Annotated in this window: 12 protein-coding genes; 1 reads left to right on the top strand and 11 read right to left on the bottom strand. The window is 70.4% G+C overall.

All coding sequences use genetic code 11. The annotated features are described in order from the left end of the window. Window positions 1–13 precede the first annotated feature (13 nt). From P3G67_RS30655 to P3G67_RS30605, 11 genes are all read right to left on the bottom strand, one after another. The gene (locus P3G67_RS30655) at window positions 14–349 is read right to left on the bottom strand and encodes an RNA polymerase-binding protein RbpA (RefSeq protein WP_109450932.1); all 336 of its coding nucleotides are present in this window, start codon (window positions 347–349) and stop codon (window positions 14–16) included. Between the two features lie 243 nt (window positions 350–592). Continuing rightward, window positions 593–829 carry a preprotein translocase subunit SecG gene (secG, locus tag P3G67_RS30650; protein ID WP_276096407.1) on the bottom strand — a complete coding sequence of 79 codons (237 nt, stop codon included), beginning with the start codon at window positions 827–829 and terminating at the stop codon, window positions 593–595. Between the two features lie 105 nt (window positions 830–934). After that, window positions 935–1,720: a triose-phosphate isomerase gene (gene tpiA, locus P3G67_RS30645; protein ID WP_276096406.1), complete on the bottom strand. Its 786-nt coding sequence runs from the start codon at window positions 1,718–1,720 to the stop codon at window positions 935–937. 2 nt (window positions 1,721–1,722) lie between these two features. Next, window positions 1,723–2,925: a phosphoglycerate kinase gene (locus tag P3G67_RS30640; protein WP_276096405.1), complete on the bottom strand. Its 1,203-nt coding sequence runs from the start codon at window positions 2,923–2,925 to the stop codon at window positions 1,723–1,725. Window positions 2,926–3,007: 82 nt separating this feature from the next. Continuing rightward, the gene (gap, locus tag P3G67_RS30635; protein WP_269854459.1) at window positions 3,008–4,012 is read right to left on the bottom strand and encodes a type I glyceraldehyde-3-phosphate dehydrogenase; all 1,005 of its coding nucleotides are present in this window, start codon (window positions 4,010–4,012) and stop codon (window positions 3,008–3,010) included. Between the two features lie 213 nt (window positions 4,013–4,225). After that, window positions 4,226–5,203, bottom strand: a complete 978-nt coding sequence (gene whiA, locus P3G67_RS30630; RefSeq protein ID WP_109450922.1) for a DNA-binding protein WhiA — start codon at window positions 5,201–5,203, stop codon at window positions 4,226–4,228. Continuing rightward, window positions 5,194–6,207: a gluconeogenesis factor YvcK family protein gene (locus tag P3G67_RS30625; protein ID WP_391858385.1), complete on the bottom strand. Its 1,014-nt coding sequence runs from the start codon at window positions 6,205–6,207 to the stop codon at window positions 5,194–5,196. The genes whiA and P3G67_RS30625 overlap by 10 nt, the downstream gene beginning before the upstream one ends. After that, window positions 6,204–7,145 (bottom strand): RNase adapter RapZ, encoded by a 942-nt coding sequence (rapZ, locus tag P3G67_RS30620; RefSeq protein ID WP_255930981.1) that lies wholly within the window; start codon window positions 7,143–7,145, stop codon window positions 6,204–6,206. Before rapZ ends, P3G67_RS30625 begins: the two co-directional genes overlap by 4 nt. Beyond that, a complete protein-coding gene (uvrC, locus tag P3G67_RS30615) occupies window positions 7,142–9,187 on the bottom strand; it encodes an excinuclease ABC subunit UvrC (RefSeq protein WP_276096404.1) in 2,046 nt (681 codons plus the stop codon). The genes rapZ and uvrC overlap by 4 nt, the downstream gene beginning before the upstream one ends. Before the next feature lie 95 nt (window positions 9,188–9,282). Then, window positions 9,283–10,089 (bottom strand): hypothetical protein, encoded by an 807-nt coding sequence (locus tag P3G67_RS30610; RefSeq protein ID WP_276096403.1) that lies wholly within the window; start codon window positions 10,087–10,089, stop codon window positions 9,283–9,285. Window positions 10,090–10,093: 4 nt separating this feature from the next. Beyond that, window positions 10,094–10,699, bottom strand: coding sequence for a papain-like cysteine protease family protein (locus tag P3G67_RS30605; protein ID WP_276096402.1), 606 nt, complete (start codon window positions 10,697–10,699; stop codon window positions 10,094–10,096). A 370-nt stretch (window positions 10,700–11,069) separates the two neighbouring features. On the opposite strand from P3G67_RS30605, the gene P3G67_RS30600 reads away from it, so the two are divergent. Then, on the top strand, window positions 11,070–11,960 hold the full coding sequence (locus P3G67_RS30600) for a hypothetical protein (RefSeq protein ID WP_313881639.1): 891 nt from the start codon (window positions 11,070–11,072) through the stop codon (window positions 11,958–11,960). Window positions 11,961–12,038: the final 78 nt, after the last annotated feature.

Below are 12,038 nucleotides of genomic sequence, written 5' to 3'. Positions count from 1 at the left end.
CCTCTTCGCGTGTTCAGATCTCGCCGCGGAGCTTCGCGAGCGCCTCGGCGAGGATCGCCTCACCGTCCGCGTCGCTGCGCCGCTCCCGTACATAGGCCAGGTGGGTCTTGTACGGCTCGGTACGCGGCGGGTCCGGCGGGTTGTTCTCGTCCTGCCCGGCCGGGAAGCCGCAGCGGGGGCAGTCCCAGGTGTCCGGGATCTGCGCGTCGCTGGCGAAGCTCGGCTGGGTCTCGTGCCCGTTCGAGCACCAGAAGGAGATGCGAAGACGCGGCGCGGACTCACCGCGCTCTGCCTCCCCCATCGGCCCCGCTCCGACCCGACTACCACGGATCGCGTTGCCACTTGCCACGGTCGTAACTCCCTGCGTGATGGTGCTGCGAGGTCGTCCAGCTTACGGGGACCGGCTCACCCCCACCACAGTGGGGAACCGCACCTGGACCCGCGGACGTCGTTCCATGATAAGCCGCTGGGGCGACGAGGCGTCAGTTATGCCCGAACGAACGGGATTGGGGCGATCTGGGCGCTGTGTCCGTGAACCACCGCCCGGTACTGGAGCGTGCGGCGCGGTACCGGGCCCTCAGCGCCGGAGCCCTCAGTGCTGGAGTTTGAGCGCCAGGCCGAGCCCCACGATGCAGGCGAACCACAGCAGGCCGACGATGACGGTGATCCGGTCGAGGTTGCGCTCGGCCACCGAGGAACCGCCGACGGAGGACTGCATACCGCCACCGAACATGTCGGAGAGGCCGCCGCCCTTGCCCTTGTGCATCAGGACCAGCAGCATCAGCAGCAGGCTGAAGATGATGAGGGCGATGGAGAACCCGATGACCACGGCTGGACCAACTCTCTCGGGGACGTAGTTCGATGTAGAAGGGTTCGGGGACCGGGCGGCGAGCTGCCGACCCAGTCCCCGACAGGGTACTTCGTGGCGAGTGCGTCAGCCTACTGCCTGGTCACCGAAGCGGACGATCTTGACGAACTCCTCGGCGTCCAGCGAGGCACCGCCGACCAGCGCGCCGTCCACGTCGGGCTGCGCCATGATCGCGGCGATGTTGCCGGACTTCACCGAGCCGCCGTACTGGATGCGCACCTCGTCGGCCACCTCCTGGCCGTACAGCTCGGCCAGTCGGCCGCGGATCGCCCCGCAGACCTCCTGCGCGTCCTCGAGGGTGGCGACCTCGCCGGTGCCGATCGCCCACACCGGCTCGTAGGCGATGACGATGCCGCGCGCCTGGTCGGCCGGGATGTCCTTCAGGGCGCCGTCGACCTGGGCGAGGGTGTGCGCGACCTGGTTGCCCGCCTTGCGGACTTCCAGGCCCTCGCCCACGCACAGGATCGGGGTCAGCTCGTGCCGGTAGGCGGCCTTCACCTTGGCGTTGACCAGCGCGTCGTCCTCGCGGTGGTACTGGCGGCGCTCGCTGTGGCCGATGACCACGAAGGCGCACTTGAGCTTGGCGAGCATGGAACCGGAGATCTCCCCGGTGTACGCGCCCGCATCGTGCGCGGACAGGTCCTGCGCACCGTACTTGATCTTCAGCTTGTCACCGTCGACCAGCGTCTGCACCGACCGCAGGTCGGTGAACGGCGGCAGGACCGCGACCTCGACGGCCTCGTAGTCCTTGTCGGTGAGGGCGAAGGCGAGCTTCTGGACGTGGGCGATGGCCTCAAGGTGGTTGAGGTTCATCTTCCAGTTGCCCGCCATCAGCGGCGTGCGGGTGCTCAAGGTCAGTCCTCCAGTGCGGCGAGGCCGGGCAGCGTCTTGCCTTCGAGGTATTCCAGGCTGGCGCCGCCACCGGTCGAGATGTGGCCGAAGGCGTTCTCGTCGAAGCCCAGGGTGCGCACGGCGGCGGCCGAGTCGCCACCGCCGATGACGGTGAAGCCGTCGCTGTCCGCCAGGGCCTGGGCGACGGCCCTCGTGCCCCCGGCGTAGTCGGGGTGCTCGAAGACACCCATCGGGCCGTTCCAGAACACCGTCGCGGCGTCCGCGATCTTCGAAGCGAACAGCTCGCGGGTCTTCGGGCCGATGTCCAGGCCCTCCTTGTCGGAGGGGATCTGGTCGGCGTCGACCGTGACGTACTCGGCCGGGGCCTTGGTCTTCAGGTCGGGGAAGTCGTCCGCGGCCAACACGTCGACCGGCAGCACCAGTTCGACGCCGTTCTTCTCGGCGCGCGCCAGGTACTCGTTGACGGCCGGGATCTGGTCCTCCTGCAGCAGGCTCTTGCCCACCTCGTAGCCCTTGGCCTTGAGGAAGGTGTACGCCATGCCGCCGCCGATCAGCAGCCGGTCCGCCTTGGCCAGCAACTGGTCGATGACAGCGAGCTTGTCGGAGACCTTGGCCCCGCCGAGCACCACCACGTACGGGCGGCGCACGTCCTCGGTGAGCTTCTTCAGCACCCCGAGTTCGGTGGCGATCAGGTCGCCCGCGGCGTGCGGCAGGCGCTTCGGCAGGTCGTAGACCGAGGCGTGCTTGCGGTGCACGGCGCCGAAGCCGTCGCCGACGTAGGCGTCGGCGAGGGCCGCCAACTCGTCGGCGAACGCGCCGCGTTCGGCGTCGTCCTTGCTGGTCTCGCCCGCGTTGAAGCGCAGGTTCTCCAGCAGCGTGACCTCGCCGTCGGCCAGGGCGGCGACGGTGGCCTTCGCGCTGTCACCCACGGTGTCGGTCGCGAACGCGACCTGCCTGCCGAGGAGTTCACCGAGCCGCCTGGCGACCGGAGCGAGCGAGTACTGCGGGTCCGGCGCGCCCTTGGGGCGGCCGAGGTGGGAGGCGACGATCACCTTCGCGCCGCGCTCGGCGAGCTTGGTGATGGTCGGCACGGCGGCCCGGATGCGGCCGTCGTCGGTGATCTGGTCACCGTCCAGCGGGACGTTGAGGTCGGCGCGGACGAACACCCGCCGCCCGGCGACCTCAAGGTCGTCGATCGTCTTCATGGTGAAGGGCTCCTAGGTCGTGGGACGGGGCCCGTACGACATGCGCGTCGTCCGGGCCCCGTCCGTCACATCTGTGCGGGGGTCAGAGCTGGCCGCCGACGAAGGCGGTCAGGTCCACCAGACGGTTGGAGTAGCCCCACTCGTTGTCGTACCAGCCGACGACCTTGACGCTCTTGCCCTGGACCATGGTCAGGGAGGAGTCGAAGGTGCAGGAGGCGGGCCAGTTGACGATGTCCGAGGAGACGATCGGGTCCTCGGTGTAGTCCAGGATGCCCTTGAGCTGGCCCTGGGCGGCCTTCTGGAACGCGGCGTTGACCTCGTCCTTGGTGACCTCGCGCTCCAGCTCGATGACCAGGTCGGTGACGGAGCCGGTGGGGACCGGGACGCGCATGGCGATGCCGTCCAGCTTGCCCTTCAGCTCCGGGATGACCAGGGCGGTGGCCTTCGCGGCACCCGTGGTGGTCGGGATGATGTTCTCGGCGGCGGCCCGGGCGCGGCGCAGGTCCTTGTGCGGGAAGTCCAGGATGCGCTGGTCGTTGGTGTAGGCGTGGACCGTGGTCATCAGGCCCTTGACGATGCCGAAGTTCTCCAGCAGCACCTTGGCCATCGGCGCCACGCAGTTGGTGGTGCAGGAGGCGTTGGAGATGACGTGGTGGTTGGCGGCGTCGTACTTGTCGTTGTTGACGCCCATGACGATGGTGATGTCCTCGTCCTTGGCCGGGGCCGAGATGATGACCTTCTTGGCGCCGGCGGCGAGGTGCTTGGCGGCGTCCTCACGCTTGGTGAAGATGCCGGTGGACTCGATCACGATGTCCGCGCCCAGCTCGCCCCACGGCAGGTTCGCCGGGTCGCGCTCGGCCATCGTCTTGAAGGTCTGGCCGCCGACGGTGATGGTGTCGTCGGTGTGGCTGACGTCGTGCTTGAGGCGGCCCAGGATGGTGTCGTACTTGAGCAGGTGCACCAGGGTCGCGTTGTCGGTCAGGTCGTTGACACCGACGATCTCGAAGTCCGCACCCTGCTCAAGCGCGGCGCGGAAGAAGTTACGACCGATGCGGCCAAAGCCGTTGATGCCTACGCGGATCGTCACGAACCGATCTCCTCGTTTATGTACCGGAATACAATCCGGCTGCGCCGAATGGATGTCCCCGACCACCCACGACCCTACCTCGCCCAGGTGTCCCGGGTGACATCGAGCACGCCCCGGTTTGTGGGCAGTCGTTCCGGGGGGCGACGCGGGTGGGCACAACCGGAGTCTGGGGCGAAGCGCCCATGAGCACAACCCGCCCCCGCCCGGCGGCGGTTAGCCGACCATCTCCTCGGTGAGGTTGGACTCGGTGCCGGGGATCCCCAGGTCCGCGGCGCGCTTGTCGGCCATCGCGAGCAGCCGCCGGATGCGGCCGGCGACCGCGTCCTTGGTCAGCGGCGGGTCGGCGAGCGAGCCCAGCTCCTCAAGCGACGCCTGCTTGTGGTCCATCCGCAGCCGCCCGGCGGCGGCCAGGTGCTCCGGTACCTCGTCACCGAGGATCTCCAGGGCGCGCTGCACCCGCGCCCCCGCGGCGACCGCGGCCCGCGCAGAGCGGCGCAGGTTGGCGTCGTCGAAGTTGGCGAGCCGGTTCGCGGTGGCCCGCACCTCGCGGCGCATCCGGCGCTCCTCCCACGCCAGCACCGACTCGTGCGCCCCGAGCCGGGTCAACAGTGCGCCGATCGCGTCACCGTCCCGGACCACCACGCGGTCCACGCCGCGCACCTCGCGGGCCTTGGACGGGATGCCCAGCCGCCGGGCCGCGCCGACCAGGGCCAGCGCCGCCTCGGGTCCGGGGCAGGTCACCTCGAGGGAGGACGAGCGGCCGGGCTCGGTCAACGACCCGTGCGCCAGGAACGCGCCGCGCCAGGCGGCCTCCGCGTCGCAGGTGGCCCCGGAGACCACCTGCGGCGGCAGCCCGCGGATCGGGCGGCCCCTGCCGTCCACCAGACCGGTCTGCCGGGCCAGCTGGTCACCCCCGGCGACCACCCGCACCACATAGCGGCTGCCCCTGCGCAGCCCGCCTGGTGCCATCACCACCAGGTCGGAGGGGTGGCCGAAGATCTCCAGGATGTCCTTGCGCAGGCGCCGGGCCGCGATACCGGTGTCCAGCTCCGCCTCGATCACGATGCGACCGCTGACGAGATGGAGCCCGCCAGCGAACCGCAGGATCGACGACACCTCCGCCTTGCGGCAGCAGGTACGGGTGACGGGTAGCCGGGAGATCTCGTCCTTCACCGCTGCCGTCATCGCCATGGGCCGATCCTTCCATGCATCCGAAAAATCCGGTCATACGCGGCGGCCAGCTGCTCGGGGTCGTGCCGCGGCCCGTCCGGGGCGGCGACCGCGGCCAGCTCGACCGTGCCACCCAGGCGCGCGGCGGCCTGGTCAAGGCTTTCGCGGTCGGGAACGGCGGCCTCATCGGCCAGCACCACGTCGATGGTGAGTTTAGGGGCGTGTCGGGCCAAAACCTCCAAGTGACGCTGCGGAGAAAATCCTTCGGTCTCTCCGGGCTGCGGTGCCAGGTTGAGGGTCAGCACCCGGCGCGCCCTGGTCTGCATCAGGGCCTCGGCCAGCTCCGGCACCAGCAGGTGCGGTATGACGGAGGAGAACCACGAGCCGGGGCCGAGCACCACCCAGTCCGCGTCCAGCACGGCCTGCACGGCCTGCGGCACCGCGGGCGGGTCCTGCGGGACCACCCGCACTTCCTGCACCTCGCCCGGGGTGAGCGCGACCGTCGCCTGCCCCCGCACCGTGCTGGTGACATCGGGCTGGGCCGGATCGTGGCCGCGTACGGTGGCCTGGAGCTCCAGCGGCACCGCGGACATCGGAAGCACCCGGCCGTGCGCGCCCAGCAGGCGGCCGACCCACTCCAGGGCGGCCACCGGATCGCCCAGCTGCTCCCACAGGGCGACGATCAGCAGGTTGCCGACCGCGTGCCCGTGCATCTCACCCTTACTGGTGAACCTGTGTTGGATCACCCGTGACCAGGTGCGCCCCCACTCGTCGTCCCCGCACAGCGCGGCCAGCGCCTTGCGCAGGTCTCCGGGGGGCAGTACGCCCAGTTCGTCGCGGAGCCGGCCGCTGGAGCCGCCGTCGTCGGCGACGGTGACCACGGCGGTCAGGTCCTGGGTGATGCGGCGCAGTGCGGCGAGTGAGGCGGACAGTCCGTGGCCGCCGCCGAGCGCCACCACCTTGGGGGTGGCGCCGAAGCGGTGGCTGGTGCGGCGCAGCCGCCTCGCGGCCCTGGACGTGATCACTCGCGCCCCATGTCGCGATGGACCACAACGGTCTCCACCCCGTCCGAGGACAGCCGCCGGGCCAGCCGCTCCGACATGGCGACGCTGCGGTGCTTGCCGCCCGTGCAGCCGACGGCGATGGTCACATAGCGCTTGCCCTCCCGCCGGTATCCGGCGGCGATGATGTGCAGCAGCTCCGCGTAGCGGTCCAGGAACTCCTTGGCGCCGGGCTGGTTGAACACATAGGTGGCGACCTCGTCGTTGAGGCCGGTGAACGGGCGCAGCTCCGGGACCCAGTGCGGGTTCGGCAGGAAACGGCAGTCGACCACCAGGTCGGCGTCGACCGGCAGCCCGTACTTGAAGCCGAACGACATCACGGTGGCCCGCAGCTCCGGCTCCTCCTCACCGGCGAACTGGGCGTCCATCTTGGCGCGCAGCTCGTGCACGTTGAGGCTGGAGGTGTCGATGACCAGGTCGGCCTCGCCGCGCAGTTCGCGCAGCAGGTCGCGCTCCTGCGCGATGCCGTCCACGATCCGGCCGTCCCCCTGCAGCGGGTGCGGGCGCCGGACCGACTCGAAGCGGCGCACCAGCGCGTCGTCGGACGCCTCAAGGAACAGCACCCGCCGCTTGACGCTCTTGGTGTCCAGGTCGGCGAGCGACTCCCGCAGGTTGTCGAAGAAGCGGCGACCGCGCACGTCCACGACCACGGCGATCCGCGCCACGTTGCCCTGGGACCGGGCGCCGAGGTCGACCATGGTGGGGATCAGCGCGGGCGGCAGGTTGTCGACCACGAACCAGCCGAGGTCCTCCAGGCACTTGGCCGCGGTGCTGCGGCCCGCCCCGGACATGCCCGAGATGATCACCAGTTCCGGGATGGCCTCGGCAGCTTCGCCCGCTCCGCCCGTCGTCACCTGTGCTCCGTACGTGTCGTGGTCATCGCTGTGATTGACCTGGTTCATCTTTCCTGCCCCCGTTCAGCCGGGGCGGTCCCCTGCGTGGCCGCCAGCTCGTCTTCCATGATCTCTCCAGTGGCGGTGTTGACAGCGGGAACAGCGGGTGAAGCCTGGGCGAGCGCCGCGACGACGGCCTCCGCCGTCTTGCGTCCTATGCCCGGTACCTCACAGATCTCGTCAACGGTCGCGGCGCGCAGCCGCTTCAGCGAACCGAAGTGCTTCAGCAGCGCCTGCTTACGGGCCTCCCCCAGCCCGGCGACGGCGTCCAGCGCACCGGCCTTCATCGCCTTGCCGCGCTTGCCGCGCTGGTACCGGATGGCGAAACGGTGCGCCTCGTCCCGTACCCGCTGCAACAGGTACAGGCCCTCGCTGGTGCGCGGCAGGATCACCGGGTCGTCCTCGCCGGGCAGCCACACCTCCTCCAGGCGCTTGGCGAGGCCGCAGACCGCGATGTCCTCGATGCCCAGCTCGTCCAGCGCCCGGCGGGCCGCGGCGACCTGCGGCTGGCCGCCGTCCACCACGAGCAGCTGCGGCGGGTAGGCGAACTTGCGCGGCCGACCGGTGTCCGGGTCGATCGGGCCGCCCACCGGCTCCTCGGCGTCCTCACGGGCGTCGGCGGGGTCCTGCTCCTGCCACTCCCCCGCCTTCTGCATCTCCCGCAGATAGCGGCGGAACCGCCGGGAAACCACCTCGTGCATGGCCCGTACGTCGTCCTGGCCCTGGAACGTCTTGATCTGGAAGCGGCGGTACTCACTCTTACGGGCGAGTCCGTCCTCGAAGACGACCATTGACGCCACCACGTCCTCGCCGTGCAGGTGCGAGATGTCGAAGCACTCGATGCGCAGCGGCGCCGAGTCCAGGTCCAGCGCCTCGGCGATCTCCTCCAGGGCGCGCGAGCGGGTGGTCAGGTCGGAGGCCCGCTTGGTCTTGTGCAGCGCCAGCGCCTGCTGGGCGTTGCGCTGCACGGTGGCCATCAGGTCCCTCTTGTCGCCGCGCTGCGGCACCCGCAGGCTGACGTTGGACCCGCGGCGGCCGGTCAGCCACTGCGCCAGCGGCTCGACGGGCTCCGGCAGCGCCGGGACCAGCACCTCCTTGGGCACCGCGTCGCCGCTCTCCTCGCCGTACAGCTGCTGGAGCGCGTGCTCGACCAGCCCGGCGGTGTCGACGGCCTCCACCTTGTCGGTGACCCAGCCGCGCTGACCGCGCACCCGCCCGGCGCGGACGTGGAAGATCTGGACGGCGGCTTCCAGGTCGTCCTCGGCGACCGCGATCACATCGGCGTCGGTGGCGTCGGCCAGCACGACCGCGTTCTTCTCCATCGCGCGCTTGAGCGCCTCGATGTCATCGCGCAGCCGGGCCGCCTTCTCGTACTCCATCTCGGCCGCCGCGTCCTGCATCCGCCGCTCAAGGCGGCGTAGATAGGTGCCGGTACGCCCGGCCATGAAGTCGCAGAACTCCTCGGCCAGTTCACGGTGCTCCTCGGCGGTCACCCGACCCACACAGGGTGCGGAGCACTTGCCGATGTAACCGAGCAGACAGGGGCGGCCGATCTGCTGCGAGCGCCTGAACACCCCGGCGGAACAGGTGCGTACGGGGAAGACCCGCAGCAGCAGGTCGACGGTCTCCCGGATCGCCCACGCGTGCGCGTACGGCCCGAAGTACCGTACGCCCCTGCGCTTCGGACCGCGCATCACCTGAACGCGCGGGAATTCCTCGCCCATCGTGACGGCGAGCGACGGATAGCTCTTGTCGTCGCGGTACTTGACGTTGAACCGCGGGTCGAACTCCTTGATCCAGGAGTACTCCAGCTGCAGCGCCTCGACCTCGGTGGTGACCACGGTCCACTCCACCGAGGCGGCCGTGGTCACCATGGTGCGGGTGCGCGGGTGCAGACCCGCGAGGTCCTGGAAGTACGAGGAGAGCCGCTGCCGCAGGCTCTTGGCCTTGCCCACGTAGATCACACGACCGTGCTCGTCCCGGAACTTGTACACCCCGGGAGAGTCCGGGATCTGTCCCGGCTGCGGGCGGTAGCTGGAGGGGTCGGCCATGAGGTCAACCCTACTGGCGCCCACCGACAATCCCGGCCCCGGCGGCGCGTGGGGGCGCCTCCGGGGCCGGAACGCACGGTTCGGGCTTCGTGCGGTCAGACGGTGCGGCGGGAACGGCGCAGCCTGCGGACGGCGAGGGCCGCGGCCCCGGCCAGCAGGGCGCCCGCCGCGGCGGCGGTACCGGCCGTGGCGGCCGACGTGCCGGTGGCGGCGGCCCGTTCACGCACCGCCGCGGTCGGCGCGGCCCGGCCGCCATAGCCACCGGCCTTGCCCTCGCGGTCATAGGCGGAGCCCGGCAGCTTGTCGCCGTACTCGCGGTGCACCAGCCGCTGATAGTCGGCGAGGGTTGCACCGCCCGCGCCCACCGCGTGCCGCGCCTCGGCGTCCAACGGCAGCACCCGGCCCGCGCGCAGCACGTACCACGCGTCGATCTGCGGCTCACGGAACACCGTGCCGGCTCCGTGTGCCTTGGTGACGTAGTCGACCTCGTCACCGCCGGTGGCGATGTTGACCACCTTCCAGCCGGAGGCCGTGCGCACCGTCCACAGGGAGGCGACCTGGCCGTCGGCTGAGACCGCCTTGCTGGCGAGGAAGTCCGGGTCGGCCACCGGTGCGCCCGCGCGTCCGGCGACGAATCCGGGGTCGAGGGTGAACACGGTGACGGTCGGCCCCGCCAGGTGCGGTTCGGACGCCGCCGCCGGGTGCTTGCCGTCGCGGTCGAAGAACCGCGAGAGCGTGGCGAGGGAGGCCGGGGCGTCCGCCGCGGCGCGCGCCTGGGCGGTCTGCGCGGCGGTGAACGGGGCAGGGGCGGACGGGGGGTCGGCGTGCGCCGCGGAGGCGGCACCAAGGGTCAGCGCGGTGGCCGCCAGCACGCCCGCGGCGCAGGTACGGATCGGGTTCACGGCGTCACGCTCCGATCCCATAGAGCGAATGGGTCCACGTGAACGAGTCGTTGCCCACGTAGTAGTTGTAATCCGCCCAGTTGTAGCGGTAGTTGGACGGCCACGGGTCTCCCCAGTACACCCAGTTGTTGGAGGTGTCGTAGCCGTACAGCACGTGCATGTGCCCGCCACCGGAACTCCACTCGATACGGGTCTCGATCGGGCGGTTGGCGTTGATTTCGCTCTGCACGGTGCTGTAGCGCAGATAACCGGTCACATACGAACCGGAGTTGATGCCCATCCAGTTCAGGGCGTTCTGCACATCGTCCAGCGCCGCCTGCCAGTTGCCGCACTGGGTGCCCTGCGGCTCGTCGAAGGCCGCGTCACAGAACTGGTTCTGGGTGTAGTCGCGGCCGAACCAGGTGGCGATGGTGTTGCCGCTGGCGGCCCAGCACCAGTTGCTCTGCTGCTGCGCCTGCATGGTGATGTTCAGCTGCTTCGAGCCGCTGGCCGCGCTGGCGCCGCCGGCCGTCGCGACGCTCGCGGTCAGCGCCGCGGCCAGCGCCAGGGCCGCCGCCGCGAGGCGTCTGCGATCTTGGCCACGCGGCCTGGGGTGGGGGGTTTTGAACATGGCGTTCCTCGCTGTCAGGGGCTGATGGAGGAGCGCGTCCGGACGCTGGGACAGAGCATCAGGCAGTTGTCGGGTTCAGGTCAACGAAGTTATCCACAGGGGTGGCTGGGATGTGAACGCCAGCCGTACTTTGTGAACACCACCGCCGATAACAGCTGTTACCCGGGACGCGGATACCGGTTCCGCGCGTCCGCAAGTAAACGTTCACATCACGTCACATCGACCAGCGCGGCAATGGCCGCCTGTGACAACGGTTTTCACCAGACGCGGGGAAGACACCATGGCAGCACAGCAAGGCTTACAACAAACGAATCCGAAGGGCAATGCGGCACAGCCCGGAGCGCGCCAAACCAGCCGCCTGGAAGCCGACTTGGCCGAGGCGCTGCGCACCGGGCCCTTCCCGGTCGCACTGCGCACCGCCCTCGCCGCCCGCGGGCTGGCCCTCAACCGGGTCCAGCACCGGCTCGCCCAACGCGGCATAAGGGTCGGAGTCACCAGCCTCAGCTACTGGCAGCGCGGCATCCGGCGACCCGACCGGCCCGAGTCGCTGCGTGCCGTCACCGCACTCGAAGAGGTACTGGAGCTACCCGCGCACGCCCTGACCAGACTGCTGGGACCGCGCACCGCCGAGCAGCCGGTCGCCCGCCCCTACCGCACCGTACTCGCACCGGCCTCGGCACTCGAGGCCCTGCTCGCGGGCCTGGAGGCCCCCGCGGACGGCGGGCTGCACACCGTCGTCCACTACGAGCGGGTACACATCGGCGCCCACCGCGAACTGCTGTTCCGCGACTCGCACCACGTGGTACGCGCCCACCGCGACGGCGTCGACCGCTACCTCACCATCCACCAGGGCGACCCGGGGTGCGACGTGGAGCGAATACGGGTCACCGCGGTCGACAACTGCCGTGTGGGCAGGGTCCGTCGGCACGCCGACTCGGGGGTGGTCGTCGCGGAACTCCTCTTCGACGCCCGACTGCGCACCGGCGACACCGCGGTACTCGGCTACCGCTTCGAAGACGGCACCGGGGCACCGTCCGACGAGTACGTCCGGGGCTTCACCTACGGCGGCGGCGACTACGTCCTGCAGATCGCCTTCGCCCGCGAAGCACTGCCGGTCCGCTGCCGCCGCTTCACCCGCGCATCTCCGGGTGCCGCCCGTACCGGGCTAGTCGAGCTGACGCTCAACGCACACAGGACGGTGCACCTGGTGGAACCCGAGGTCCGCGCAGGCGTGCTTGGCATCACATGGGACTGGGATTGAGGCGCGCACCCCCAGCCCCGGAAACCGCATGAGCGCCACTGCGCACGGTGGGGCGGGGGTGGGGGTGCATGAGCTCCG

Origin of the sequence: Streptomyces silvisoli (assembly GCF_029269905.1) — a bacterium.
GTDB lineage: Bacteria > Actinomycetota > Actinomycetes > Streptomycetales > Streptomycetaceae > Streptantibioticus_A > Streptantibioticus_A silvisoli_A.
The sequence above is the reverse complement of the archived record's forward strand: the minus strand, read 5'-3'. Positions and strand labels throughout refer to the sequence as shown.